Below are 25,475 nucleotides of genomic sequence, written 5' to 3'. Positions count from 1 at the left end.
CCCGGACGGGGCCGGCGCCGCCCCCTGATCGACTGCGCCGACCGTTGCGTGCGCCGGCTGCGAAAGGCAGAACCCGATGGAGACACCCGACCTCGCCGACGCGCGGCTGCTGGAGTGCGACGTGCTGGTCGTCGGCGGCGGGACCGCCGGCACGATGGCCGCGATCAGTGCCGCCGAGGCCGGCACGAACGTGCTGCTGCTGGAGAAGGCGCACGTCCGGCACTCCGGCGCCCTCGCCATGGGCATGGACGGCGTCAACAACGCCGTCGTCCCCGGCCGCGCCGACCCCGACGACTACGTCGCCGAGATCACCCTGGCCAACGACGGCATCGTCGACCAGCGCACCGTCCGGCAGACCGCCGTCCGCGGCTTCGCCATGGTCCAGCGCCTGGAGCGGTACGGCGTGAAGTTCGAGAAGGACGAGTACGGCGAGTACCAAGTCCGCCAGGTGCACCGCTCCGGCAGCTACGTGCTGCCGATGCCGGAGGGCAAGGACGTCAAGAAGGTGCTCTACCGGGTGCTGCGGCAGAAGCACATGCGGGAGCGGATCACCATCGAGAACCGGGTGATGCCCGTCCGGGTGCTCACCTCCGGCGGCCGGGCGGTCGGCGCCGCCGCGTTCGACACCCGCAGCGGCGAGTTCGTCGCCGTCCGGGCCGGCGCGGTCGTCCTGGCCACCGGGCCCTGCGGGCGGCTCGGCCTGCCCGCGAGCGGGTACCTGTACGGGACCTACGAGAACCCCACCAACGCCGGCGACGGCTACGCCATGGCGTACCACGCGGGCGCCGAGCTCAGCGGCATCGAGTGCTTCCAGATCAACCCGCTGATCAAGGACTACAACGGCCCGGCCTGCGCGTACGTGGCGAACCCCTTCGGCGGGTACCAGGTCAACCGGCACGGCGAGCGCTTCGTCGACTCCGACTACTGGTCCGGGCAGATGATGGCCGAGTTCGCCGCCGAACTGGCCTCCGACCGCGGCCCGGTCTACCTCCGCACCACGCACCTGCCGGAGGAGACCGTCCGCGCCCTGGAAGGCATCCTGCACACCACCGAGCGGCCCAGCCGCGGCACCTTCCACGCCGGACGCGGCCACGACTACCGCACCCACGACGTCGAGATGCACATCTCCGAGATCGGCCTGTGCGGCGGGCACTCGGCCGCCGGGGTCTGGGTGGACGAGAACGCCGCCACCACCGTGCCCGGCCTGTACGCGGCGGGAGACCTCGCCTGCGTCCCGCACAACTACATGATCGGCGCGTTCGTCTTCGGCGACCTCGCCGGCACCCACGCCGCCGCCCACCTGCCTGCCGAACGCGCCGAACTGCCCGAGGACCAGCTGAAGGCCGCCCACGAACTCGTCTACCGGCCGCTGCGGAACCCGGACGGCCCGCCGCAGCCCCAGGTCGAGTACAAGCTGCGCCGCTTCGTCAACGACTACGTCGCCCCGCCGAAGACCGGCGCCCGGCTCTCCGTCGCCCTGGAGCACTTCGAGCGGATGCGCGGCGAGATCGCCGGCATGGGCGCCCGCACCCCGCACGAGCTGATGCGGGCGGTCGAGGTCGACTTCATCCGGGACTGCGCCGAGATGGCCGCCCGCTCCTCGCTCGCCCGCGAGGAGAGCCGTTGGGGGCTCTACCACGAGCGCACCGACCACCCCGGCCGGGACGACCGGCGCTGGTTCCGCCACCTCAACCTGCGGAAGGCCGCCGACGGCGCGATGGAGTTCCTCACCCGGCCGGTCGCGCCCTATCTCGTCCCGGTGGACGGGCTGGAGCCGCCGGACGGGGAGACCGAACTGATCGGCGAGGTCCACCCCCTCGCGGTCGGGCGCACCGGCACCTCCGCCGGCGCCCCGGCCGCACCGGCCGCACCCGGCCCGGCCGCCGCCCCGCCCCGGCTGCTCGACCTGCTGCGGCTGGCCGAGCACGGACCCGACCCCGACGCCCTCGCGCCGTACCTCCGGGACGACTCCGCCGACGTGCGGCGCACCGCCGTCGCCGTCCTCACCGAGCACGCCGCCGAGGGAACGGGCCCCGCGCTGGCCGCCGCACTCCACGATCCCGACGAACGCGTCCGGAGCGCCGCCGTGGCCGGCCTGCGGGAGCTCGCCGACGTGCTCGACCGCGCGCTCGGCCCGGCCCTCGCCGGCGCCGCCGCCTCGACGGACCCGGTCGTCCGGGCCGGCGTGCTGGAGCTGTCCCGGGTGCTGCGGACGGGGACCCGCGCGCTGTTCGCCGCCGGGGCAGCGGACGAGGCCGTTCCCGTCCGGCTGCAGGCCGTTCGGGGACTCGTCTCGCTGAACGCCGCGTCGGCCCTGGTCGGCGTCGCCGCGGACCCGGCCCGGGAGGTCCGGGTGGCCGTCGGCGAGGGGCTGGGGACGATCGGCGACCCGACGGCCGAGGGGGCACTGCGGCGGCTCGCCCGGGACGGCGATCCGCTGGTGCGGGCCGCCGCCCTCGAAGGAGCCGCAGGGATCGGCTGCCCGCCCGCCCTCGCCGACCTGGCGGCCGCCCCCGACCCGGCCTGGCAGGTCCGCAAGGCCGCCGCGGGCGCACTCGCCGCCGCCGGGCGGACGGCACCCCTGCTGGCCCTGCTGGCCGACGGGAACGCGGACGTCCGCAAGGCGGCCGTCCGTGCCCTGGCCCCGACCGCCGCCGAACCCGCCGTCCGGTCGGCCCTCCGCACCCGGCTGGCCGACCCCGACGCCGACGTCCGCGCCTACACCCGCCTGGCGCTCCGGAAGGTCGCCGGCACGTAGGGGCACCGCCGGGGGCGCCGTCTCAGACGGTCAGGCCCCGGAGGACCAGGTCGAGCAGGGCGAAGCCGAAGAGGGAGATGCCGACGAAGCCGTTCGTGGTGAAGAAGGCCCGGTTGAGGCGGGAGAGGTCGCCGGGCTTGACGATGCCGTGCTCGTAGAGGAAGGCGCCGACGACCACCGCGAGGCCGACCCAGAAGGCGGGGCCTGCGTCGGTGAGGACGGCGTACCAGGCGAGCAGCGCGACGGTGACGGCGTGGCAGGCGCGGGCGCCGTACAGCGCCGCCGCGATCCCGTACCGGGCCGGCACCGAGCGGACGCCCTCGGCGCGGTCCGCGGCGACGTCCTGGCATCCGAAGATCAGGTCGAAGCCGCCGATCCAGACGCCGACGGCGAGGCCGAGCACCACGGCGTCCCAGGACCAGGTGCCGGTGACGGCCAGCCAGGCGCCGATCGGGCCGGCGGCCTGGGCGAGGCCGAGGATGGCGTGCGGGAAGTCGGTGAACCGCTTGCCGTACGGGTAGACGATCATCGGCACGACGGCGACGGGGGCGAGCGCCAGGCAGAGCGGGTTGAGCAGGGCGGCCGCGCCGAGGAAGACGACGAGGGCGACGGCGGAGCCGACGTAGGCGGTGCGCAGCGACACCGCGCCGGTGACGAGTTCGCGGCCGGCGGTGCGCGGGTTCCGGGCATCGATCTCGCGGTCGATGATCCGGTTGGCGGCCATCGCGAAGGTCCGCAGGCCGACCATGCAGACGGTGACGACGAAGAGTTCGCCCCAGTGCACCCGGCCGTCGGCGAGGAACATCGCGGTGAGCGCGGCGATGTACGCGAAGGGCAGCGCGAACACCGAGTGCTCGATCATGACCAGCCGCAGGAAGGACTTGACCTTGCCGGGCGGGACCTCGAAGGCGGCCGTGGTCACAGTCCGTACTCCTTCCAGCGCTTGGTGACGAGGGCGGCGGTCTCCGGGTCGGAGGCGACCATCTCGGGCCAGCCGCCGTCGCGGGTGTAGCCCTCCTCGGGCAGCTTGCGGGTGGCGTCGATGCCGGCCTTGCCGCCCCAGAACTGCTGGTAGGAGGCGTGGTCGAGGTGGTCGACCGGGCCCTCGACGACGGTCAGGTCGCGGCTGTAGTCGACGTTGCCGAGCGCCCGCCAGGCGACCTCCTGGTAGTCGTGCACGTCGCAGTCGGCGTCCACCACGACGATCAGCTTGGTGAGCGACATCATGTGGGCGCCCCAGATGGCGTGCATGACCTTCTGGGCGTGCTTCGGGTACTTCTTGTCGATCGAGACGATCACGCAGTTGTGGAAGCCGCCGGCCTCGGGCAGGTCGTAGTCGACGATGTCCGGGATGATGATCTTCAGCAGCGGCAGGAAGAAGCGCTCGGTGAACTTGCCGAGCGGCCCGTCCTCGGTCGGCGGCCGGCCGACCACGATGGACTGCAGCAGCGGGCGGCGGCGCATCGTGACGCAGTCGATGGTGAGCGCCGGGAAGGGCTCCTGCGGCGTGTAGAAGCCGGTGTGGTCGCCGAACGGGCCCTCGGGGAGCATCTCGCCGGGCTCCAGCCAGCCCTCCAGCACCACCTCGGCGTCGGCGGGCACCTGCAGCGGGACGGTCTTGCAGTCGACCATCTTCACCCGCTCGCCCTGCACGAAGCCGGCGAACAGGTACTCGTCGATGTCGCCGGGCAGCGGCGCGGTCGCGGCGTAGGTGACGGCGGGCGGGCAGCCGAAGGCGATCGCGACCGGCAGCCGCTCGCCGCGCTTCGCGGCGACGGCGGCGTGGTTGCGGCTGTCCTTGTGGATCTGCCAGTGCATGCCGATGGTGCGCCGGTCGTGCCGCTGCAGGCGGTACAGGCCGAGGTTGCGGACGCCGGTGTCCGGGTCCTTGGTGTGGGTGAGGCCCAGGTTGAAGAAGGAGCCGCCGTCCAGCGGCCAGGTGAAGAGGGCGGGCAGCTGCTCCAGGTCGACGTCGTCGCCGGTGAGGACGACCTCGTGGACGGGCGCGTCGGCGGTCTTCACGTTCTTCGGCGGCACGTGGGCCATCGAGGCGAGCTTGCCGAAGGCGTCCCGGAAGCCGGTGAAGCCCTGCGGCAGCTCGGGCCGGAGCAGGCCGGCGATCTTCTCCGAGATGTCGTCGGGGGACTTCAGGCCGAGGGCCTTGGCGAGCCGGCGCTCGGTGCCGAAGACGTTCATCGCCAGCGGCATGGACGCGCCCTTGACGTTCTCGAAGAGCAGCGCCGGGCCCTTGGCCTTCTGCACCCGGTCGACGATCTCCCCGATCTCCAGGTACGGGTCCACTTCGGTCTTGATCCGCTTGAGGTCGCCCTCGCGCTCCAGGGCGCGGAGGAAGGAGCGGAGATCGTCGTATGCCATGCCTGTCAGTATCCGACACCGGTTAACCTGGCCCCGCCAAGAGGGGCCCTGTTCGCCGTTCCGGGGGAGACCGACGCCGTGTTGAGAGTTGTGCCGCCGCTGCTTCTGCTCGCGCTCTGGGTGTGGGCGTTCATCGACTGCCTGACCACGCCGGAGGAGGAGGTCCGCTACCTCCCCAAGGTCGCCTGGGTGATCATCGTGCTGCTCTTCCCGCTGGTCGGGTCGATCGCCTGGCTGGTGGCCGGGCGCAACCGCGCGCGGTCCCGCGGCCGGGCCGTGCCCTGGCCGGCCGGCCCCACGGCGGGCTTCCCCGAGTACGAGCGGCCCGCGGAGCGCTACGTGGCCCCGGACGACAACCCGGAGTTCCTGGCCTCGTTGAAGAAGGACAACGCGCGGCACGAGGACATGCTCAAGCAGTGGGAGTCCGACCTCCGCCGGCGCGAGGAGGAACTGCGCCGAAAGGACGAGCCGGAGGACGATCCGCGCGGCTGAACCGAATTTGGCGCTTCCCTACCATCCGGGAGCCCGACGGCCGCCGCGCGCCGTAGGAACCGCACGCCCCCGGCCCGCCCCGCGGACCGGGGGCGAGCCGTGCGCGAACGCTCCCCGACACCCGTCCTGACCTGGGCGGTCGGGGGTCCGGCCACCCCCTGTGACGGACCCTGCGGACCCCCCGGCCGCACCCCCCGGGACGGTCGGCGCGGTGTGACCCACTGTGTGCCCTGTACAGCTTCTGGGGCCCGACCTTGTACGGAATCGACGCCGAGCGGCGGCGGCCCTCCCTCGTAGTGTCGTAGGTGAAGAAGTGTTCGCCGGAGCAGCAGCCGCGTACCGCAGGCCGCCTGCCGGGACAGTTCCCTCACACTTGGAGTGGTTCGAGATGACGGTTCTGCACGATGCGCCGGTCGGCGGAGAGATCCCCGCGATCCCGGCCGACGCGCGCGGGCGGGTGGCCGAGCTGCACGAGCTCCGGGAGCAGGTCCGGCGGGGTCCCAGCGAGAAGGCCACCGAGGCCCAGCACGCCAAGGGCAAGCTGACCGCCCGCGAGCGGATCGACCTGCTGCTGGACGAGGGCTCCTTCCGCGAGGTGGAGCCGCTGCGCCGGCACCGCGCCCAGGGCTTCGGCCTGGAGGCGAAGAAGCCGCACACCGACGGTGTGGTGGTCGGCTGGGGCACCGTGCACGGCCGGACGGTCTTCGTCTACGCGCACGACTTCCGGATCTTCGGCGGCGCGCTGGGCGAGGCCCACGCGCAGAAGATCCACAAGATCATGGACATGGCCATCGCGGCCGGTGCGCCGCTGGTGTCGCTGAACGACGGCGCCGGCGCCCGCATCCAGGAGGGCGTCACCGCCCTCGCCGGCTACGGCGGCATCTTCCAGCGCAACACCAAGGCCTCGGGCGTGATCCCGCAGATCTCGGTCATGCTCGGCCCCTGCGCCGGCGGCGCCGCCTACTCCCCCGCGCTCACGGACTTCGTGTTCATGGTCCGGGAGACCTCGCAGATGTTCATCACCGGCCCGGACGTCGTCCAGGCCGTGACCGGCGAGAAGATCACCCAGAACGGCCTCGGCGGCGCCGACGTGCACTCCTCGGTCTCCGGCGTCTCGCACTTCGTCTACGACGACGAGCAGTCCTGCATCGAGGAGGTCCGCTACCTCCTCTCGCTGCTGCCGCAGAACAACCGCGAGATGCCGCCGGCCAGCTCCACCGACGACCCGGTGGAGCGCCGCAACGAGAGCCTGCTCGACCTGGTGCCCGCGGACGGCAACCGCCCGTACGACATGCGCAAGGTCATCGAGGAGGTCGTCGACCACGGCGAGTACCTGGAGGTCCACGAGCGCTGGGCGACCAACGTCATCGTGGCCCTGGCCCGGATCGACGGGCACGTGGTCGGCCTGATCGCCAACCAGCCGCAGTCGCTGGCCGGCGTGCTCGACATCAACGCCAGCGAGAAGGCCGCGCGCTTCGTCCAGATGTGCGACGCCTTCAACATCCCGATCGTCACCCTGCTCGACGTCCCCGGCTTCCTGCCCGGTGTCGACCAGGAGCACGGCGGCATCATCCGGCACGGCGCGAAGCTGCTCTACGCCTACTGCAACGCCACCGTGCCGCGGATCTCGCTGATCCTGCGCAAGGCCTACGGCGGCGCCTACATCGTCATGGACTCCCGCTCCATCGGCGCGGACCTGTCGTTCGCCTGGCCGACCAACGAGATCGCCGTGATGGGCGCCGAGGGCGCCGCCAACGTGATCTTCCGCCGCGACATCGCCGCGGCCGAGGACCCGGAGGCGATGCGGGCCCAGAAGATCAAGGAGTACAAGAGCGAGCTGATGCACCCGTACTACGCGGCCGAGCGCGGCCTCGTGGACGACGTCATCGACCCCGCGGAGACCCGTCAGGTGCTCGCCGCCTCGCTCGCCATGCTCCGCACCAAGCACGCCGACCTGCCGAGCCGCAAGCACGGCAACCCTCCGATGTAACCGGTTCTTACGCCGATCGGAACCCGTCAGACTTCACCATGGGGGAGAAACAAGGACCATGAGCGCTTCCGCCGAACCCCTTGTCCGCATCGTCCGCGGCTCGCTGAACGCCGAGGAGCTGGCCGCCCTGACCGCGGTGCTGCTCGCCCGGGCCGCCACCGCCCAGCAGGCCGCCGCCCCGGCGGTCGAGCCGATCGCCAGCTGGCAGCGCCTGGAGCGCCGCCCGGCGTACTACTCGCCGGTCAGCTGGCAGCAGGCCGCCTGACACGCACCCGGGCCCCGCACGGTCACCGTGCGGGGCCCGGGTCGTTCACCGACGCGCTACGCGGCCGCGAGGGCGGCCGGACGGCCCTCGTGCATGGTCGACAGGTGCTCGGCGAGCAGCTGCGGGTCCTGGCCCAGCCAGAGCCGGACGGCGGCCCCGAGCACGATGCACGAGGAGCCGAGGCGCACCCCGGTGGTCTGGGCGATCCGGCCCGCCGCCGGGCCGAGCAGGTCGGCCAGGTCGGTCGGCAGCCAGACGGTCTGCGCGCACGGCGCGGGCGCCCGCAGGGCGGCCACCAGGCGGTAGGCGTCCTGGGCGCAGTGCAGGGTCGGCAGGATGTCCAGCAGACCGTCCGCGACGACCTCGGAGACGTCGCTGCGATGGCCCTGGGCCAGCCGGCGGAGCAGTGCTCTCTCCGCAGCGGTGATCCGGACGGTCAGCATGACCTCGTCGCTCTCCATGGCGGCCCCTCCTCGCGGCTGACTGGACGTCCTGGTCAACGACCGGACGGGCGATCCCTCACGGTTTCTTCGGTGGAACGGCCCCGCCCGGGGCGGCGGCCGGTGGCCGGCCGCCGCCCGCAGGCGTGCGGGCGGCCTCTCAGACGCCGGCGTACGAGTGCTTGCCGGTGACGAAGATGTTGACGCCGTAGTAGTTGAACAGCCAGCAGGCGAACGCCAACAGGGCCAGATAGGCCGCCTTTCGGCCCCTCCACCCGGCGGTGGCCCGGGCGTGCAGGTACGCGGCGTAGGCGACCCAGGTGATGAAGGACCAGGTCTCCTTCGGGTCCCACTCCCAGTACTTGCCCCAGGCCGCCTCGGCCCAGATCGCGCCGGCGATGATGGTGAACGTCCAGAGCGGGAAGACCAGGGCGTTGATCCGGTACGAGAGCTTGTCGAGGGTCGACGCGGCGGGCAGCCGCTCCCAGACCGAGACCGGGATGCGCAGCGGGCCGCCGGGCAGGCCGGCCTCGACCCGGCGCTCGTAGGAGTCCTTGCCGAGGTACAGCACGGTGGCCACGAAGGCCGCGTACAGCGCGCCGCCGCAGATGATCGCGGTGGAGACGTGGATGCCCAGCCAGTACGAGTGCAGCGCCGGGACGAGCTGCTCGGAGTCGGTGTAGAGCACCGAGACGGCGACGCCCAGGGTCAGCAGCACGGCCAGCACCACCGGCAGGCCCAGCCAGCGGACCTTCTTGCCCGCCACCAGCAGGCCCAGGTAGGCGAGCATCATGGTGAGCCCGAAGGCGCAGGAGAACTCGTACATGTTGCCCCACGGCCAGCGCATCACCGACAGGCCGCGGGTGAGCACGCCGCCGGCGTGCAGCAGGACGCCGAGGACGGTCAGCGAGACGGCGATCCGGCCCGCCAGGTCGCCCCGCTCGCTGGTGCCCGCGGCGCCGGGGCCGTCGGCCGCCGAGCCGTCGCCGCGGCCGCTGGTGACCACGGTGGCGCCGGCGTCGGCGAGGGCGGTGCGGGTGAGCGTGGTGGTGCCCCCGTCCGCGGTGGCCACCGTGACGGTGACCTTGCGGGCGGCGGACTTGGACTCCTCGGCGGCCAGGGTCGCGGCCAGCCCGCCGGACTGCTCGGCGGAGCGGATGGCGATCGCGCCCTTGCTGCCGAACGTCCACTCGAAGAGGTGGGCGAACATCGCCAGGGTGTACACGGCCATCGCCGAGTAGATCAGCTTGTTGGAGAGGTCGGCCAGATGAGGGTCGACCGAGGCGAGATTCACCGTCTACTCCTTGGAGTCCGGGTCTGCGGGGGTTGCCGGTGCGGGGTTTGCCGGTGCGGGGACGGCGGCGGGCTCCGGCCCGTCCGTCATGGTGTCCGGGTCGGGCTCGTCGAGGGCCGGGGCGTCGTCCTGGAGGTCGACGGCGAACTCGGCGAGCTCCTCGGCCGTGCGGGCGGACTCGCTGCGGGCGAGGCCGGCCAGCTCGACCAGCGTGCTGCCGTCCGGGGAGGCGGTGGCGCGGACCCAGATCCGGCGGCGCTGCACGAACAGCGAGCCGATCAGGCCGAGGATCGCGCAGACCGCGCCGGCGAGCGCGACCGCGTTGCCCGGGCGGTGGGAGACGTTGAAGCTGGCCCACTGCTGGTAGCCGTCGAAGGTGACGGTGCCGTAGCCGTCCGGCAGCTCCCAGCCCTGGCCGGGCTTGAGCTTGACGCGGGCGATGTCGCCGTCCTGCTTCAGCTGGGTCATGTGGCTGGTGTCGAGCTGGTAGACGTTCTGCGGCAGGCCGGAGTCGGTGCCGAGGTCGCCGGCGAAGGCGGTGAGCACCAGCATCGGCTCGGCGGCGTCCGGGAAGAGCGAGATCGGGCCGGTCTTCTCGAAGTTCACCGGCGCGGTCGGCAGGAAGTACCCGTTGAAGCCCAGGTCGACGTCCTTGCCGTCCTTCTTGCCGTAGTCGCTGACCTTGATCACGCCGGTGGAGGTGAGGTTGCTGTCCTGCGGCAGGAAGGGCGTGGGGCCCTTGTAGACGACCTCGCCCTTGGCGTTCTTCACGGTGACGACCGGCGCGTAGCCGTGGCCGATCAGGAAGACCTTGGAGCTGCCGATCTCCAGCGGGTGGTTGACCTCGATGTCGCCCTTGGTCAGCTTCTTGTCGTCGGCGCCCGTCCAGTACCGGATGTGCGCGGTGAACTGGCGGGCGCTGCCGATCTGCTCGCCGGAGGTCTGGTAGCGGGCGGTGAAGCCGTCCAGCTTGAAGCCGAAGGCGTCCAGGTCGTCGACGGTGTAGAAGGCGGAGCCGGTGAAGTCGTCGTACTGGGTGGTGGTGTTGGCGAATCCCTGGCCCTCGATCATCAGCTTGCCGCCCTGGCCGCTGCCCAGGCTGGCCCAGGCGAAGCCCGCCAGCAGGGCGAACAGCGAGAAGTGGAAGAGCAGGTTGCCGACCTCGCGCAGGTAGCCCTTCTCCGCGGCGACCGCGCCGCCGGCGGAGGTGGCCCGGAAGCGACGCTTGCGCAGCAGCCGGTGCGCGGCCGCGTTGACCGCCTCGGGGTCGGCGTCGGTCCGCCAGGCGGCGTAGACCGGCATCCGGGTCAGGTTGCGCGGGGCGGCCGGCGGCTGGGCGCGCAGCACGCCGACGAACTGCCAGGTGCGCGGGACGATGCAGCCGGCCAGCGAGACGAACAGCAGGATGTAGATCGCCGAGAACCAGACCGAGCTGTAGACGTCGAACAGCTGGAGCTTCTCGTAGAGCGGGGTGATGCCCTGGTGGGCGGCCTTCCAGGTCTGCACCTTGAAGGCGTTCTGGCTGTTCTGCGGGATCAGCGAGCCGGGGATCGCCGCCAGCGAGAGCAGGAAGAGCAGGATCAGCGCGACCCGCATCGAGGTGAGCTGGCGCCACGTCCAGCGGACCCAGCCGAGCACGCCGATGCCGACCGGGGCCTCCGCCTCCTCGGGGGCGGTGCTGAGGCGCTCGACGTCGGCCTCGCCGTCGTCGGTGGTCACGGTCCTGGTGTCGCTCACGGTCAGATTCCGATCGTGGTGTCGCCGCTGAGTTGCCGCATGTGGTCGATCAGGACGTCCCACACGCCGGTGACCAGGAGCAGGCCGACCGCGACGAGCATGCCGCCGCCGATCCGCATCACCCACTGGTAGTGCTGCTTGACCCAGCCGAACGCCCCGAGCGCCTTGCGGAAGGCGAGCGCGGCAAGGATGAACGGTACGCCGAGTCCGGCGCAGTACACCGTCATCAGCAGTGCGCCGCGCCCGGCGCTGGCCTGGGCGGCCGAGAGGTTGAGGATCGACGAGAGCGTCGGGCCGATGCAGGGCGTCCAGCCCACGCCGAAGACCAGACCCAGCAGCGGGGCGCCGGCCAGCCCGATCGCCGGGCGGCGGTGGGTGCGCACCTCGCGGTTGGTGAAGCCGGGCAGCAGCCCCATGAAGGCGAGGCCCATGAGGACGGTCAGCGCGCCCAGCACGATGTTGATGGTGCGCTGGTACTGCTGGAGGGTGTTGCCGAAGAAGCCGAAGAGCGCGCCGGTGGAGACGAACACGGCGGTGAAGCCGAGCACGAACAGCAGTGCGCCGAGCAGCATGCGCCCGCGGCGCGCCCCCTTGGCGTCGGCGAGGTCGACGGCGGAGAAGCCGGTGACGTAGCTGAGGTAGCCGGGGACGAGCGGCAGCACGCAGGGCGAGAAGAAGGAGAGCAGCCCCGCGGTGAGGGCGATCGGCAGGGCGAGGACGAGGGCCCCGCTGAAGACCGTCTCGTTGGTGCCGAAGGCCGCGAGCGCGCTCACTTCTGCTCCGCGAGGACCGGGGTGATCATCTTCTCCAGGTCCTCGGTGGAGAGGGCGCGCATCGCGCGGGCGGCGAGCCCGCCCTCCCGGTCGACCACGATGGTGGTCGGGATGGACTGCGGGTTGAGGCTGCCCTTGGGGAAGCGCAGGATCTGGGTGCCGTCCGGGTCGTACAGGCTCGGGTAGGTGATGCCGGTCTGCTGCTCGAACCGGATCGCGTTGGCCGGGTCGACGTCCCGGGTGTTGATGCCGAGGAACTGGACGCCCTTGTCCTGGTACTTCTGGGCGACCTCCTGGAGGTTCTTGCCCTCGGCGCGGCACGGGCCGCACCAGGAGCCCCAGACGTTGAGGACGACGACCTTGCCCTTGTAGTCGGCGAGCGCGACCGGCTTGCCGTCCAGGGTCTTGCCGTCGATCGCGGGCGCCGGCGTCCGGGAGCCGGGGGCGGCGGTGGCGATGCCGGCCTTGCCGGTGATGAAGCCGGCCTGCCCCCCGCCGTCGGAGGTACCGGAGCTGCAGGCGGTCAGTGCGAGCGCGGCGGCGGCACCGAGCGTGGCGGCCAGGCGGGTGCGGCGGCGGGTCGTCCCAGACATGTGAAAAGTTTCGCATGGGACTTTGGGCAGGTTTGAGGGGGTCCGACGTTACGGGTCGAACCCCCTCTGACCTGCAGTTTCTGCACTTATGATCCGCTTATCCCAGGCATTTCACCGCTGTGTCGGCGGTCACTCGGGAATGCGCGGGCGCCCCGGCGGAAGGCCTCCGCGAGAGGGCCTCCGCGTCAGGCGCCGAAGCTCTTGCCGACCGGCTTGGACTTGCCGCCCTTGCCCACCAGGTGGGCCGGCAGCAGGTCCCGGGCCGGCTCGCGGTAGCCGATCGAGACGATCCGGTCGCCCTCGTAGGTGAAGCTGGTCAGCGAGGCCAGCGAGCACTGCCGGTTGCGCGGGTCGTGCCACAGCCGCCGGCGCTCGGCGAACGAGCGGACGATCCAGATCGGCAGCTGGTGGCTGACGCAGACCGCCTCGTGCCCGCGCGCGGCGTCCCGGGCCGCGGCGAGCGCGCCCATCATCCGCACGACCTGCTCGATGTACGGCTCGCCCCAGGACGGCTTGAACGGGTTGGTCAGGTACTTCCAGTGGCCGGGGTTCTTCAGCGAGCCGTCGCCGACGCCGAAGGTCTTGCCCTGGAAGATGTTGTCCGCCTCGATCAGCCGCTCGTCGACGGCCACCTCCAGGCCGTGCGCCTTGCCGATCGGCTCGGCCGTCTCCTGGGCGCGCTCCAGCGGCGAGGCCACCACGTGGGTGATGTCCCGGTCCGCGAGGTGCTCGGCGACCCGGTCGGCCATCTGCCGGCCGAGCTCGGAGAGGTGGTAGCCGGGGAGGCGCCCGTAGAGGATGCCCTCCGGGTTGTGCACCTCTCCGTGGCGCATCAGGTGGACGACGGTGGTCTCGCTCACACGGCCTCCTCGGTGGCCTCGGCGGCGGCCCGGGCGGCCGCGGGCAGGGCTGCGGCGATCCGCTCGATCGCCCGCTCGTCGTGGGCCGACGAGACGAACCAGGACTCGAAGGCCGAGGGCGGCAGGTAGACGCCCTGGGACAGCATCGAGTGGAAGAAGGAGTTGAAGCGGAACGCCTGCTGGCGGCGGGCCGCGTCGTAGTCGGTGACCTGCTCCTCGGTGAAGAACACCGAGAACATGCTCCCGGCCTTCTGCAGGCGGTGGGCCACGCCCTCCTTGGCGAGCGCCTCGGCGACCAGGCCGGAGACCTGCTCGGCGACCCGGTCGACGGCGGCGTACACCTCGTCGGTGCAGTTGCGCAGCTGGGCGAGGCCCGCCGCGGTGGCGATCGGGTTCCCGGAGAGCGTGCCGGCCTGGTAGACCGGGCCGGCCGGGGCCAGGTGCGCCATGACGTCGGCACGGCCGCCGAAGGCCGCGGCCGGGAAGCCGCCGCCCATGACCTTGCCGAAGGTCAGCAGGTCCGGCGCCCAGCCCTCGTGCGCGGCCTCCAGGCCGTACCAGCCGGCCTTGGAGACGCGGAAGCCGGTCATCACCTCGTCCGAGACGAACAGCGCGCCGTCGGCCCGGCAGAGCTCGGCCAGGCCCCGGTTGAAGCCGGGCAGCGGCGGGACGACGCCCATGTTGCCGGGCGAGGCCTCGGTGATCACGCAGGCGATCTCGCCGGGGTGCGCGGCGAAGGCCTGCCGGACGGCCTCCAGGTCGTTGTACGGCAGCACGATGGTGTCGCCGGCCTGGGCGCCGGTGACACCGGGGGTGTCCGGCAGGGCGAAGGTGGCCACGCCGGAGCCTGCGGCGGCCAGCAGCGCGTCCACGTGGCCGTGGTAGCAGCCGGCGAACTTCACGACCTTCGAACGGCCGGTGAAGCCGCGCGCGAGCCGGATCGCCGACATGGTCGCCTCGGTGCCGCTGGAGACCAGGCGGACCTGCTCGACCGGTGCCACCCGCGCGGTGATCTCCTCGGCCAGCTCGACCTCGCCCTCGCCGGGGGTGCCGAAGGAGGTGCCGCGGACGACCGCCCGCTGCACCGCCTCGATCACCGCCGGGTGCGCGTGGCCGAGGATCATCGGGCCCCAGGAGCAGACCAGGTCGACGTACTCGCGGCCGTCGGCGTCGGTCAGGTAGGGGCCGCTGCCGGACACCATGAAGCGGGGGGTTCCGCCGACCGCCCGGAAGGCCCGGACTGGCGAGTTCACGCCACCCGGGGTGACGACGGAGGCGCGCTCGAACAGCGACCGGGACTGCGGAGCCTCGTACGGATAGCTCGGGGGACTGGTCCGCGGGTCGCCATCGGACCCGCTCTCGGGGTTGCTCACGGGGTTGGTCACCTGAACATGCTCTCAAATCGTGTCCTTGCTCTCCGCATGCCGGACCCGATCATCTGGAACGATGATCCGTGTGCTGCTGCCTCGGCAGGGGGTTCGGACTGTACGGTTGTCCGTGCGACCGTCGCGAAGGAGTCCGGCCCGTGGGCCGGGAGTCCGGGCACAGCGGGGCGCACGTCCCGGATCGGGCCGACGGACGCCGGGGGGCGACCGTTCGAACCGGCCGGCGGACCGCGGCGACGCGGTCACTGGGCGGTGCGGCTCGCGGTGTGTACGGCGGCACGAGACGGGTAAGTGGCACGTTCGGAGGGACACCGGGCGTGTGGGGGTCTGTCGATTCCGGCGAATTCCGGTGAGGATGGTCCGAGTGTCCGAGGCGCAGGACGGCTTCGAGGAGGCCACGGGTGGCCCCCGTCCCTCCGCGGAGGCCGCGCACGGCGGGGGTACGGGTACAGGCGGCAGGGGAAGGCGGGGCGAGGGACGCGTGGGAGTCACCTACAAGTACTTCGGCGCACCCGACCGTGCCACCGCGGCGAGAGTCCCCACCGCGCTGGGCCCCGGCGGTCTCGGCCTGGACGCCGGGGAGCTCGGCTCGCTGGGCCGGCTCGGCGACCTGATGGAGACGAGCGGCTCGCTCAACGGCCACCTCTCCACCAAGATCAAGCCCGAGACGATGAGCGCGATGGTGCTCACCGGCATCCAGGGCGTTCCGCTGCACCAGGTCCCGCCGCTGGAGCTGGTCGTGCTGCACCCCGACTACGCGGTCGTGCAGCTGCCGCACAACGTGGTCGAGCCGCTGCGCAAGGCGGACGAGACCCAGCTCGGCGCCGCCGCCTTCATCTGGTCGACCGTGCCGGACCGGCGCGGCCCGCGCGACGCCTTCGTGATCTACCAGATGCTGCACGAGTGGCAGGACTTCGCCAACCGCCTGCACGACGCCGGCCACCAGCTGTACTGCCTGGTCTGGCCGTAGGCCCCTCCTCCGGACCCGGGACCGGACGCCGGCCCGGGTGGGTCCGGGCGTCCCTCGGCATGCCGCCCCGCGAGCACCCGCAGTGCGTCGGCACGCGACAGGGGGCGCGCGGAGGCTCCCGGCAGCCGGGTGATGCCTCCGCGCGCCCCCCTGCGGGCGGCCGGTACTGCGCGGCCGGTCCTACTCCTCGGCCGGCGGCCGGACGGCGGTGAAGGCGGCGAGCGCCTCGGCGATCAGCGACTCGGCGGCCGCGCGGTCGACGCCGAGCCCGGAGAGCGGGCCCTCGCCGTCCTCCAGCTCCAGCAGGGCGAAGAGGATGTGCTCGGTGCCGACGTAGTTGTGACCCAGCCGCAGGGCCTGACGGAAGGTCAACTCCAGCGCCTTGCGCGCCCGGGCGTCGTACGGGACGAGCTCGGGCCGCTCGTCCGCCGCCGGCGGGAGGGCCGCCGCGGCCGCCTCGCGGACGGCCTCCGGAGTGACCCCCTGGGCGGCGAGCGCCCGGACGGCGAGACCGTCCGGCTCGGCGAGCAGGCCGAGCACCAGGTGCTCGGGGGTGACCTCGGCGTTGCCGGCGGCGCGGGCCTCGTCGTGGGCGGCCGCCACGGTGTTGCGGGCCCGCGGGGTGAAGCGGCCGAAGCCCTGGCTCGGGTCGAGGTCGGAGGGCGCGCCCGGGTCCTTGGGGACGAAGCGCTTCTGCGCGGCCTGCCGGGTGACCCCCATGCTCCTGCCGATGTCGGTCCAGGAGGCGCCGGAGCGCCGGGCCTGGTCCACGAAGTGGCCGATGAGGTGGTCCGCGATCTCGCCGAGGTGCTCGGCGGCGAGGACGGCGTCGGCGAGCTGGTCGAGCGCGCCGGTGTGGACCTGCTTGATGGCCTCGATGAGGTCGTCGAGGCGGACGGGATGCGTCAACTGGACCGGATTCACCATGCGTCAACCTTAGGTTGACAGTCCAGGGGTGTCAACCGTCGGTTGACACTCCTGGTTCGGGTGCGCCGGGCTCCTCGGCCGTCAGCCGCCCTCCCACCAGCGGGGTGCGGCGTCGTCCGGCGTCCGCGGGCTGGCGAAGTGGAAGGGCACGCCGAGGCGGTCGGCCAGCTCCCGGCCGACCCGGTCCGCCTCGACAGCCTCCGGCCAGGGCGGCACCGCACCGTTGAAGAGCCGCAGGTCACCGCCGCCGCGGAGGACGGCCAGCCGGTGCTCGGCACACGGCTCGGCGGCCACCGCGAGGAGGACGACGAACCAGCCGAAGGTGTCGCCGTCCCACACCGCCTCGATCGCCCCGACCCGGAAGGGCAGACCGGCGACGGCCGCGACCAGGCCCTCGGCGTCCGGAGGCGCCGTGGGCTCCCACGGGGCGGGGGCGCCGAGCAGCTGCCGACGGGCCTCGACCACGTCGAGCGCGGCGTGGATCCCGGGCCGCTCCCGGCCGGGGCTGCCGTCGAAATCGTCGCGGACGGCCTTGACCGCCCGGATCACGTGCCCGCGGGCCAGCCAACCGTCCACCTCGGCCCGCGCCCCGGCGCCGAGGTCCTCCCAGGTCACCGCTCCTCCTCGTCCCACTCCTCCTCGTCCCACTCCAGCGGCTCGGGCTCGTACGGGTCCGGCTGCTCCACCCAGCCCGCCGCCAGCACCAGCCGGGAGGTGCGGTGCACGGCGAGGAAGCCGAAGGGACGGTCCGTGGTGAACTCCACCCGGCGGACCCGGTACGGCGGTGGCGCCGGCGCACTGCCCACGGCCACCCCCAGTGCGGTGACCGCCGCGGCGCGGAAGCCCAGTGCGCCGAAGGTCGCCGTCGCCGACTGCGCGGCCGCCCGGACTTCGAGCGGCGGATCCGCACAGATCCCCGGGAGATGGCCGCTGCCGTCCGGCTCCTGCCGGGAGACCGTACCGAGCCCGAAGCGGCCGGCGTCCGCCAGCAGATCGTGCTCGGCCGTCACCGTGAACCGGGCGACCTCCGCCATCAGCTGATGCCGTGGAACCTCGCTGCGGACGGCGCGGACCCGGACCCCGGGACCGGCCTCGCCGTACGGCAACAGATCCCCCGTCACCCGGCGGTGCCGGCCCGCGAGGATGCCGAGCCCACCGCCGAGCACCTCGCCCGGGCGGGCGTTCTCCTCGCCGACGAGCAGGTGGACGTCGATCCCGCCGGCCCCCAGGACCCGCAGCTCGGAGACCGGCCCGGCGGGCGTCCCGGCCACGGCGACCCGGTCCAGCAACGAGGTGAACCGGTAGAGGCCGGCGAACTCCCGGTCGGCCCACGGGCCCGTCCCGGGGCACAGGACGCCCGCCTTGAACGGGCGGATCCAGTCGGTGCGGACGGCGAGCGCCGAGGCCAGCAGGAGGATCGTGTCCGGCTGGACCCGGAGCGGGAACTCCTCGATCTGCCCGTCCGTGTGGCGGGCCGCCCAGGCGTCCAACTGCGGCTGGATCTCCGGGCCGGTGAGCGACTGGTGGAGATGGGCCGGGAGGCCGGCCGTCCACTCCGGGGAGACCCGCAGCGCGGGCGCCGTCCACAGCCCGACCGCCGCAGCCACCCCGGGCAACCGGCCCAGAGCGCCCAGCAGTTCACGGGCCCGCTCGGCAGCCGACGCGGCCGGCACCCCGAGCGCGTCGGCCAGCTCCTTGCCCGCGGCCCCGTCCGCCCCGGAGGCGAGCGCGGCCAGCAACGGCCACAGCCCGGCCGCGGTGAACACCGTGCCCCCGGCCGTCGGAACGCCCCGCGCCCAGCGCTCGGTCAGCGAATTGACGGCCCGTACCGTCGTGGTCGAAAGCATGCTCCCCGCCCTGCCGCACCGATGGTGCGCCGCAGCATAGGCACCCCCCACGAACCTGACCACCGGATTTCCGGGTGCACCGACGCCCAGCCGCGCCTACCCTGCCGGGCATGACCAGGCCCTACCGGTACGTCGGACCACCGGACATCGCGCTGAAGGCCCGGACTGCACCGCCCGGGGTGCCCGTCCGGACGGCGGCGGACCTCGCCGACTGGCTGGGTGGCCGCGAACCGGACGAGTTGCGCGAGCCCGTCACCTTCGTGGTGGACGAGCGGGGCGTGCTGCTGCTCGCACCGCGGCGCAGCGAGCACGTGGCCTGCGCGGGCGGCCGACCCGTCCTGGCGGCGGGCGAGATCGCCTTCGTCCGTGGCCCGGGCGACGGTTGGGAGGTCTCCTCGGTCACCAACCAGTCCACCGGCTACGCCCCTGGGGGCAGGTGCTTCCCCTCGGTGGCGGCGGCCGTGGCGGCGCTGGGGCTGACGCCGCCGGACCGCTTCGACCCGGTGTTCGTGTTCCGCCGCTGCCCGGCCTGCCGGGAGCTCAACGTGGTGCGCGAGGAGGACTTCCACTGCGCGCCGTGCGGCGCCGCTCTGCCGCACGCATGGAACGTGGACGAGCGCTGAGCCGGGCTGTGGCGGACGGGACACGGGCAGTGCCCCGTCCGCCGACCGGTGGTCAGTTCGGGAGGTAGGAGATGCCGAGCTTGTCGAGCTGCCAGAGCTGGTCGGGGGTGCCGGTGTCCTGGGCGAGGGCGAGGGTGCGGTTGCCCTGGGGGTCGAGGGTGGTGGTGGCGGTGACGAGCTTGGTGCGGTCCTGGGAGTCGGCGATCCGGTAGCGGCCGTCCGCGGTGGGCAGCAGCAGCCAGTGCTGGTTGCCGCCGCCGTGGCAGTGCCACTGGACGAGCCGGGTGCCGGGGGCGGTGGAGCCGCCGGTGGCGTCCAGGCACATGGACGTGTTGGCGGTGGAGGCGAGTTCGAAGCTGCCGCCGGCCGCCGCGCGCAGCAGGAAGGACTGGTTGAGGCCGCCGGTCGGCCGGTAGGTGATGGCGGCCCGCCCGTCGGTGGCGTCGCCGTAGGTGCCGCCGCCGGCGATGTCGAGGGCCCGGCCGGTGGCCGCGTCGGTGAGCCGGTACCAGGAACCGTCCTCGGGGGTGTCCGGGAAGGGCTGTCCAGCGGTCAGCGGGGCGATCGAGGTGGTGTTCGTCCGGTCGAGCGAGCAGTAGGCCTGGTCGAGCGCGGGCCGGCGGTAGAACTGGGCGAGGCAGGCGGCCTCGCCGCGGTAGCCGGCCACCCGCAGGTGGTACGACTGCCGGACCATGTTCATGCACACCCCGGGGATCCCGATCTCCTGGTCGCAGCCGTTGCGGGTGCGCTCGGAGACGTCGATGACGTCGCCGTTGGTGTACTCGTACGGCGAGCTCGTCCAGCGGGCGCAGACCTCGTGGCCGTAGCTGACCCGCCGCTGGTCGAGGTAGCGCACGCCGGGCACCCGGCCGGCCGCCTCGCGCAGCGCGTCGCTGAAGGCCGGGACGACCAGGTTGTGGCCCCAGGCGAGGTCCTCGGGGAAGGCCGGGCAGCCGTCCGCGATCTTGCCGAGGTAGTCGTTGCGCCGGATGTCGGGCGTGATCGGCGTGAAGTACGACTGGTAGACCAGCTGGTAGGAGGAGTCGGCGTAGCCGGCCCGGCGCATGGTGGCCCGGACGTTGGTCAGCGCGGCGGCGACCTTGGGCTTGACCCGCTCGGCGCGGGCGGCGATCTCGGCGGTGCCGATGGTGTCCCGGCAGCCCTGCGACTTGGGCACCGGGAAGTACTGGCCGAGGCAGGCGAGCATGATGCCGCTGAAGTCGAAGTCGTCGTTGGCGCCGATCGTGACGACCACCATCTTCACGTCGTACTCGGCCGCGGCGTCGGCGAGTTGGACGTCCTGCTTGGGCTCGCCGAAGTCGCCGCTGCCCGGTCCGGTGATCTTCGCCAGCTCGGGGTCGCTGACCAGGTCGCCGGTCTGTGCGCCGGAGCAGGCGAGGTCGAGCGGGACGAGGTCGAGGAGTCCGGTGAGGAAGATCTCCGACCTGGTGGAGCGGTGGCAGTAGTTGCCGGGGGTGTCGGTGCCGGGCACGTAGTCGTCGCCGGTGTCGGTGCCGGCGCCCTCGCCGGAGATGGCGCTGTCGCCGAGGGCGACGATCGCGGCGGGGCGGGCCCCGACACCGTCGGCGGCCCGGGCGGGGGCGGCGGCCGGCAGGCCGGCGAGGCCGAGGACGGCGGCGAGCAGGGCGGCGGCCGGAAGTCCGGCGGCGCGGCGTCTGCGGAGGCCGGGCAGGGGTGAGCTTCTCACGCGTGACTCCCGTGGGGGTGGGGGCCGCACGGCGGGGACCGGGCGGTGGAGCGGTGCGTGGTGCCGGTGGTGCGTGGTGCTGGTGCCGGTGGCGCGGTCCCGCGGCGCGGCTGTGGGGCCGGGGCGCGGAACTCCGGTGCGGGACAGAAAATATGAGCCTGGCTCACATGCTAGGAACTGACACCTCGTCCAACAAGCCTCGGCGCACGACGGAACGGGCCGCCGCCCGGCCCCAGGAGGAAGGGGCGCGGGCGGCGGCCCGGTGCGTGCGGACCCGGCCGGCGGACCGGCCGTCGGGCGTGGGACCCGGTCAGCCGACGTTCGCGCAGGAGTTGCCGAACGCCGGGTTCAGCAGGCCGATGACGTCGATCGAGTTGCCGCACAGGTTGACCGGCACGTGCACCGGAACCTGGATGTTGTTGCCCGAGGCGACACCCGGGGAACCGGCCGCGACGCCCTCGGCCCCGGCGCTCGCCATGGCGGTGCCGGCACCGGCAGCGACGATGCCCACAACGGCGGCGCCGACAGCGGCGGCCTTCTTGACGCTCATATGAGTCTCCTCGTAGTTCAGGTCTTCCATGGGCCGCTCGGGTGGACCGCTCGGGCTCCGCACGGAAGGGCACGGGGCGTGCACCGGGCCCAACGAGGCCTGCTCGGTGCGGTACCGAACAGACCGGCACATTCACCCGGACGTAGTAGTGAAGGCATTCGGGTGATCGTGGGATCAGCCCGTTTCCCCCGGCGGCCGCGGTCGTTCTTCCCTGCGTACCGGCTCGACCGGTCCGGCCCGGGGATCCCGGTCCGGCCGGCCCCTCCCGCCCGGGCGGGCCTGCGGCGCCCCACGGCCCGCGGCACGCCAGGCGCGGGACTCGCGAACAGAAAGAGACTGCACCATGCGCAAGATCGCCTACGGCGCGCTCGGCACCGCGGCCGCGGCCGCCATGCTGTTCGGCGGCGCGGCCACCGCGTCCGCCTCGGGCGCGACGGCCGAGGGCGTCGCCGCCGGCTCCCCCGGTGTGCTGTCCGGCAACCTGCTCCAGGTCCCGGTGCACGTCCCGGTCAACGTCTGCGGCAACACCGTCAACGTGATCGGCCTGCTGAACCCCGCGTTCGGCAACGCCTGCGCCAACATCTGACCCCGGTCCGCCCTCCGGCGGCCCCCGCCGGCCCGCGGGCCGGCCCCAGGACTCCCAGGAGCAGCCGCGAGGCGCCTCCTGGCGGCGCCGCGGTGCCACCGGATTCCCGGCCGTGCGGGAACCGGTGGCGGCGCACACGACCGCATGCGGCCGACGGCTCGCCCAAGCCACGGGCGACACGCGCCAGTTGAGCCGCGGGGGTGACAATCACGGAGCATCCAGGAAATGTCGGGCGATGATTTCGATTCGCCCGGCGCCCGGCGTCCACCAGGAAATCCGGGCACGAACCTAAGGACAATTCCATGCGCACGTTCAAGAAGGCCACCGTCCTCACCGTCGCCGCCGTCGGCCTGGTCGCCTCCGGCGCCGGCGTCGCCGCCGCCAGCTCCGGCGCCGAGGGCGTCGCCGCCGGCTCCCCCGGCGTGCTGTCCGGCAACCTCGTCCAGGTCCCGGTGCACGTCCCGGTCAACCTGTGCGGCAACACCGTCAACGTGATCGGCGCCCTGAACCCGGCGTTCGGCAACTCCTGCGCCAACGCCGGCTGACCAGCCGTCGGCTGACGCCGTGTCCGCGCCGCACCCGGCCCCGCCGGGTGCGGCGCACCCTCCCCGTGTGTGATTAGGAGATCGACTCCCATGCAGAACGTGAAGAAGGCCGCCGTTCTCACCGCCGCGGCCGGCATCGTGCTCGGCGGCGCGGGCGCCGCCAGCGCCAGCTCCGGCGCGCAGGGCGTCGCGGCGGGCTCGCCCGGCGTGCTGTCCGGCAACCTGCTCCAGGTGCCGGTGCACGTGCCGGTGAACGTCTGCGGCAACTCGGTCAACGTGGTCGGCCTGCTGAACCCGGCGTTCGGCAACACCTGCGCCAACGTGGACGCGCCGCCGGAGGTCAAGGAGGAGGACTGCTGATCACCGCGATCGGCACGACTCGTGCGTCTGCCCCCCGGCCGCCGGCCGGGGGGCAGTTCGCGTAGCCGCGGCGGACCGGCCGGCGGCCACCCATCCCACCGACAGAAGGATCCCCATGGTGCTGAAGACGGCCCGAACCGGACTGCTGGCCGCGCTCGGCGCGGCTGCCGCGGTGGGCGCGGCTGCCGGCCCGGCCGCTGCCGCCGAGCAGACCGCCCCGGCCGGACTGCCCCGGCCCACCGCCCAGTTGCAGTCCCCCGACACCGGGCAGGTGGTCGGCGGCACGACCGGTGCGCTCGGCTACGCGGTGGCCCCGGTGAAGAACCTGCGGCTCGACCCGTGGGCGCAGTCCTCCGCGGACGTGCTGAACAACGGCGTGGCCGTCCAGCCCGACAACGGGGTGCCGGCGGTGGGCACCGCACCGCTGACCTCGCCGCTGAGCGCGGGCGGCGGCCCGCAGAGCCTGCCGGTGGTCGGCCCGGCGCTCGGCCTGCTGCCCGGCTGAGCGGCGGCCGTCCGCGGACACGGCGGCACGGCGGGAGTCCGGCACCCTCGGGGGTGCCGGGCTCCCGGCGTTCCGCCGCACGGATCAGAACGCGGGCTGCGCCAGCACGTCGGAGGAGAGCGCCCCGGTGGCGGCCGCGGTCAGGTTGCCGACGGTGTCGGTGACCGAGACCCGCTGGTCGTCGCCGCCGAGCGAGGCCTTGGCGCCGGGTACCGCCTGCACCGGCGCGGTGACCAGCTGCGGGTCCAGCTCGCCGAAGGAGAGCGCGCCGTCCGCGAACTCGCCGCTGTGGTCGGTCGCGTAGCGCAGCGGCTGGCCGAGCTCCAGGGCCGGGCCGGCCGTCCGGATCGGGGCGGCGGGCACGTTGAGGACGGCCTGGCCGAGCTCGGTGCTCTGGTCGGCGGCGGGCAGCGGCACCACCGCGTCGACGGCCGGGCCGACCCGGCCGGCGTTGACCGCGGGGACGATCCGGTCCGGGACGAGCTGGGCGCCCGGGTGCTCCTCGGGCACCGGCGGCTGCAGCGGCGAGGCGGGCAGCCCGCCGGAGAGCGTTCCGGTCTGGGTGAGCAGCGGCAGCGGCACGTTGAACGGCACCTCCTGGCCCGCCAGGCCGTTCTCGACGGCCGCCACCTCGCCGGGGGTCATCGGCCGGGCCTCGGCCGCGCCCTGCGCGGAGACGACGCCGGCACCGACCGCGAGCAGCAGGGCGCCGGTCGCCCGCTTGGAGAGCTTCATGCAATTCACCGTTCTGTCCGAGTGCGTTCTACCGGGGCGGTTCCGCAGGAAGAGCCCCGCGGAAAAGCAATCTGCGCAACGACCGACCACCGGCGTGATTGCGTCGGTTAACCGCTACGGGCTAATAGTCGGACTGGAATACCGCCGACCTGATGATCAATCAGACGCCTGCGAAGAATCTGCGTAACTTTCCCGGCGGTCACTCTTTGAATGGGATGTCGCAGCTCGACGGCGACGCGACCGGATCAGACCAACACCGCGCACGGCCGCCGAGCCGCCGCACCCGAGCGTTTCAGAGAGGTATCCCATGCTGAAGAAGACCTTCGCGGGCCTCGGCCTGGCAGCCGCCGCCCTCGCCACCGCCGCGGCCCCGGCCGGCGCGATCGGCAACGCGGACGGCTCCGCCGGCTCGATCCAGGGCAACGGCGGCACCAACGCCACCGGCACCTGGGGCAACCACAGCCCCAACTTCCACTTCGCCGACAACCCGAACGTCTGCCTCCCCGAGATCCACAACATCGGCGTGGCCGTGCTCGGCGTGGCGGTCCCGGTCGAGGTCGACGCCCTCAACAACCAGCCCAAGCAGACCTGCGTGGTCGGCCAGGGCACCCTCGGCAGCGGCGACGGCGGCGTCTCCCACCTGATCGGCTGACGCCCGCCCGCTGCGCCCGCGGGGCCCGTGCGCCCCGCCCCCGCACCTCCCGGTGCGGCCGCTCCCCCGGTCGCACCGGCGCAGAACGGCCGGCGTGAGCCACCCGCCGGACCGAGGCTCCACTCCCTACCGAAGATCCCACGAAGGAACGCAGAAATGATCAAGAAGGCTCTCGCCGCCGCCGGCGTCGCCGCCGCCGGTGTCGCCATGGCCGCCGCCCCCGCGATGGCGATCGGCGACGCCGACGGTGCTGCCACCTCCATCCAGGGCAACGGCGGCACCAACGCCACCGGCACCACCGGTGACCACAGCCCGAACTACCACACGCTGGACAACCCGAACCTCTGCCTGCCCGAGGTCCACAACATCGCGGTCGGCGCGGTCGTCGGCCTCGCCGTGCCGATCGAGGTCCCGGTCCTCAACAACCAGCCGCAGCAGACCTGCGTGGTGGGCCAGAACACCGTGGGCAGCGGCGACGGCGGCGTGTCCCACCTGATCGGCTGA

At 73.1% G+C, this 25,475-nt stretch carries 26 protein-coding genes and 1 pseudogene; 12 read left to right on the top strand and 15 right to left on the bottom strand.

Annotated features, from left to right (window positions below):
* Positions 1-76: 76 nt before the first annotated feature.
* Positions 77-2,758, top strand: coding sequence for a fumarate reductase/succinate dehydrogenase flavoprotein subunit (locus ABZ641_RS00835; protein ID WP_359978127.1), 2,682 nt, complete (start codon positions 77-79; stop codon positions 2,756-2,758).
* 22 nt (positions 2,759-2,780) lie between these two features.
* Here ABZ641_RS00835 and mqnP read toward each other — a convergent pair whose 3' ends face one another.
* Both mqnP and ABZ641_RS00825 read right to left on the bottom strand, forming a co-directional pair.
* Positions 2,781-3,680 (bottom strand): menaquinone biosynthesis prenyltransferase MqnP, encoded by a 900-nt coding sequence (gene mqnP / locus ABZ641_RS00830; RefSeq protein WP_359978125.1) that lies wholly within the window; start codon positions 3,678-3,680, stop codon positions 2,781-2,783.
* A complete protein-coding gene (locus tag ABZ641_RS00825; RefSeq protein ID WP_344621380.1) occupies positions 3,677-5,134 on the bottom strand; it encodes a menaquinone biosynthesis decarboxylase in 1,458 nt (485 codons plus the stop codon). Before ABZ641_RS00825 ends, mqnP begins: the two co-directional genes overlap by 4 nt.
* Positions 5,135-5,212: 78 nt before the next feature.
* Between ABZ641_RS00825 and ABZ641_RS00820 the strand changes: the two genes are divergently transcribed.
* The 3 genes from ABZ641_RS00820 (at position 5,213) to ABZ641_RS00810 (ending at position 7,881) form a co-directional block, all read left to right on the top strand.
* Positions 5,213-5,626, top strand: a complete 414-nt coding sequence (locus ABZ641_RS00820; RefSeq protein ID WP_344621379.1) for a PLD nuclease N-terminal domain-containing protein — start codon at positions 5,213-5,215, stop codon at positions 5,624-5,626.
* A 388-nt stretch (positions 5,627-6,014) separates the two neighbouring features.
* Positions 6,015-7,616 (top strand): acyl-CoA carboxylase subunit beta, encoded by a 1,602-nt coding sequence (locus tag ABZ641_RS00815; protein WP_344621378.1) that lies wholly within the window; start codon positions 6,015-6,017, stop codon positions 7,614-7,616.
* A 58-nt stretch (positions 7,617-7,674) separates the two neighbouring features.
* Complete coding sequence (locus ABZ641_RS00810) at positions 7,675-7,881, top strand: acyl-CoA carboxylase epsilon subunit (RefSeq protein WP_344621377.1); 207 nt, start codon at positions 7,675-7,677, stop codon at positions 7,879-7,881.
* Positions 7,882-7,937: 56 nt separating this feature from the next.
* Here ABZ641_RS00810 and ABZ641_RS00805 read toward each other — a convergent pair whose 3' ends face one another.
* The 7 genes from ABZ641_RS00805 to hemL form a co-directional block, all read right to left on the bottom strand.
* Positions 7,938-8,342 (bottom strand): hypothetical protein, encoded by a 405-nt coding sequence (locus tag ABZ641_RS00805; protein WP_344621376.1) that lies wholly within the window; start codon positions 8,340-8,342, stop codon positions 7,938-7,940.
* 139 nt (positions 8,343-8,481) lie between these two features.
* Positions 8,482-9,615: a c-type cytochrome biogenesis protein CcsB gene (gene ccsB, locus ABZ641_RS00800; protein WP_359978122.1), complete on the bottom strand. Its 1,134-nt coding sequence runs from the start codon at positions 9,613-9,615 to the stop codon at positions 8,482-8,484.
* Between the two features lie 3 nt (positions 9,616-9,618).
* Positions 9,619-11,352 (bottom strand): cytochrome c biogenesis protein ResB, encoded by a 1,734-nt coding sequence (locus tag ABZ641_RS00795; protein WP_359978121.1) that lies wholly within the window; start codon positions 11,350-11,352, stop codon positions 9,619-9,621.
* A gap of 2 nt (positions 11,353-11,354) precedes the next feature.
* Positions 11,355-12,125, bottom strand: a complete 771-nt coding sequence (locus tag ABZ641_RS00790) for a cytochrome c biogenesis protein CcdA (protein ID WP_344621373.1) — start codon at positions 12,123-12,125, stop codon at positions 11,355-11,357.
* Positions 12,122-12,718: a TlpA disulfide reductase family protein gene (locus tag ABZ641_RS00785; RefSeq protein ID WP_344621372.1), complete on the bottom strand. Its 597-nt coding sequence runs from the start codon at positions 12,716-12,718 to the stop codon at positions 12,122-12,124. Before ABZ641_RS00785 ends, ABZ641_RS00790 begins: the two co-directional genes overlap by 4 nt.
* Before the next feature lie 185 nt (positions 12,719-12,903).
* The gene (locus ABZ641_RS00780; RefSeq protein ID WP_344621516.1) at positions 12,904-13,551 is read right to left on the bottom strand and encodes a histidine phosphatase family protein; all 648 of its coding nucleotides are present in this window, start codon (positions 13,549-13,551) and stop codon (positions 12,904-12,906) included.
* A 23-nt stretch (positions 13,552-13,574) separates the two neighbouring features.
* Positions 13,575-14,951: a glutamate-1-semialdehyde 2,1-aminomutase gene (gene hemL / locus ABZ641_RS00775; RefSeq protein ID WP_344621515.1), complete on the bottom strand. Its 1,377-nt coding sequence runs from the start codon at positions 14,949-14,951 to the stop codon at positions 13,575-13,577.
* Between the two features lie 487 nt (positions 14,952-15,438).
* Between hemL and ABZ641_RS00770 the strand changes: the two are divergent.
* Positions 15,439-15,933 (top strand): annotated as a pseudogene (locus ABZ641_RS00770) (hypothetical protein); the annotation flags it as partial.
* 180 nt (positions 15,934-16,113) lie between these two features.
* Here ABZ641_RS00770 and ABZ641_RS00765 read toward each other — a convergent pair.
* The 3 genes from ABZ641_RS00765 to ABZ641_RS00755 form a co-directional block, all read right to left on the bottom strand.
* Complete coding sequence (locus tag ABZ641_RS00765; protein ID WP_359978119.1) at positions 16,114-16,860, bottom strand: Clp protease N-terminal domain-containing protein; 747 nt, start codon at positions 16,858-16,860, stop codon at positions 16,114-16,116.
* Positions 16,861-16,941: 81 nt separating this feature from the next.
* A complete protein-coding gene (locus tag ABZ641_RS00760) occupies positions 16,942-17,475 on the bottom strand; it encodes a hypothetical protein (protein ID WP_344621370.1) in 534 nt (177 codons plus the stop codon).
* A complete protein-coding gene (locus ABZ641_RS00755) occupies positions 17,472-18,707 on the bottom strand; it encodes a serpin family protein (protein ID WP_359978117.1) in 1,236 nt (411 codons plus the stop codon). Before ABZ641_RS00755 ends, ABZ641_RS00760 begins: the two co-directional genes overlap by 4 nt.
* Before the next feature lie 110 nt (positions 18,708-18,817).
* Between ABZ641_RS00755 and ABZ641_RS00750 the strand changes: the two genes are divergently transcribed.
* The gene (locus ABZ641_RS00750; protein ID WP_344621368.1) at positions 18,818-19,330 is read left to right on the top strand and encodes a hypothetical protein; all 513 of its coding nucleotides are present in this window, start codon (positions 18,818-18,820) and stop codon (positions 19,328-19,330) included.
* A 52-nt stretch (positions 19,331-19,382) separates the two neighbouring features.
* Here the strand turns inward: ABZ641_RS00750 and ABZ641_RS00745 are convergent, their stop codons facing one another.
* Both ABZ641_RS00745 and ABZ641_RS00740 read right to left on the bottom strand, forming a co-directional pair.
* Positions 19,383-21,038, bottom strand: a complete 1,656-nt coding sequence (locus ABZ641_RS00745; protein ID WP_359978115.1) for an RICIN domain-containing protein — start codon at positions 21,036-21,038, stop codon at positions 19,383-19,385.
* A gap of 310 nt (positions 21,039-21,348) precedes the next feature.
* Positions 21,349-21,588 (bottom strand): chaplin, encoded by a 240-nt coding sequence (locus ABZ641_RS00740; RefSeq protein WP_263108057.1) that lies wholly within the window; start codon positions 21,586-21,588, stop codon positions 21,349-21,351.
* 343 nt (positions 21,589-21,931) lie between these two features.
* Here ABZ641_RS00740 and ABZ641_RS00735 point away from each other — a divergent pair, with 343 nt between their 5' ends.
* The 4 genes from ABZ641_RS00735 to ABZ641_RS00720 all read left to right on the top strand — a co-directional run bounded on the left by ABZ641_RS00735 (position 21,932) and on the right by ABZ641_RS00720 (position 23,584).
* Positions 21,932-22,174 (top strand): chaplin, encoded by a 243-nt coding sequence (locus ABZ641_RS00735; RefSeq protein ID WP_344621366.1) that lies wholly within the window; start codon positions 21,932-21,934, stop codon positions 22,172-22,174.
* Positions 22,175-22,476: 302 nt separating this feature from the next.
* Entirely contained in the window at positions 22,477-22,719 is a 243-nt protein-coding gene (locus ABZ641_RS00730) for a chaplin (RefSeq protein WP_344621365.1), read from the top strand.
* A gap of 90 nt (positions 22,720-22,809) precedes the next feature.
* A complete protein-coding gene (locus ABZ641_RS00725; protein ID WP_344621364.1) occupies positions 22,810-23,079 on the top strand; it encodes a chaplin in 270 nt (89 codons plus the stop codon).
* A 115-nt stretch (positions 23,080-23,194) separates the two neighbouring features.
* Positions 23,195-23,584: a hypothetical protein gene (locus ABZ641_RS00720; protein ID WP_344621363.1), complete on the top strand. Its 390-nt coding sequence runs from the start codon at positions 23,195-23,197 to the stop codon at positions 23,582-23,584.
* An 84-nt stretch (positions 23,585-23,668) separates the two neighbouring features.
* Here the strand turns inward: ABZ641_RS00720 and ABZ641_RS00715 are convergent, their stop codons facing one another.
* Positions 23,669-24,319 carry a hypothetical protein gene (locus ABZ641_RS00715; RefSeq protein WP_359978112.1) on the bottom strand — a complete coding sequence of 217 codons (651 nt, stop codon included), beginning with the start codon at positions 24,317-24,319 and terminating at the stop codon, positions 23,669-23,671.
* A gap of 307 nt (positions 24,320-24,626) precedes the next feature.
* Between ABZ641_RS00715 and ABZ641_RS00710 the strand changes: the two genes are divergently transcribed.
* Positions 24,627-24,971: a rodlet layer protein gene (locus ABZ641_RS00710; protein WP_263104826.1), complete on the top strand. Its 345-nt coding sequence runs from the start codon at positions 24,627-24,629 to the stop codon at positions 24,969-24,971.
* A 156-nt stretch (positions 24,972-25,127) separates the two neighbouring features.
* The gene (locus ABZ641_RS00705; protein WP_030267856.1) at positions 25,128-25,475 is read left to right on the top strand and encodes a hypothetical protein; all 348 of its coding nucleotides are present in this window, start codon (positions 25,128-25,130) and stop codon (positions 25,473-25,475) included.

Origin of the sequence: Kitasatospora sp. NPDC007106 (assembly GCF_040634455.1) — a bacterium.
Taxonomy (GTDB): domain Bacteria; phylum Actinomycetota; class Actinomycetes; order Streptomycetales; family Streptomycetaceae; genus Kitasatospora; species Kitasatospora arboriphila.
The sequence above is the reverse complement of the archived record's forward strand: the minus strand, read 5'-3'. Positions and strand labels throughout refer to the sequence as shown.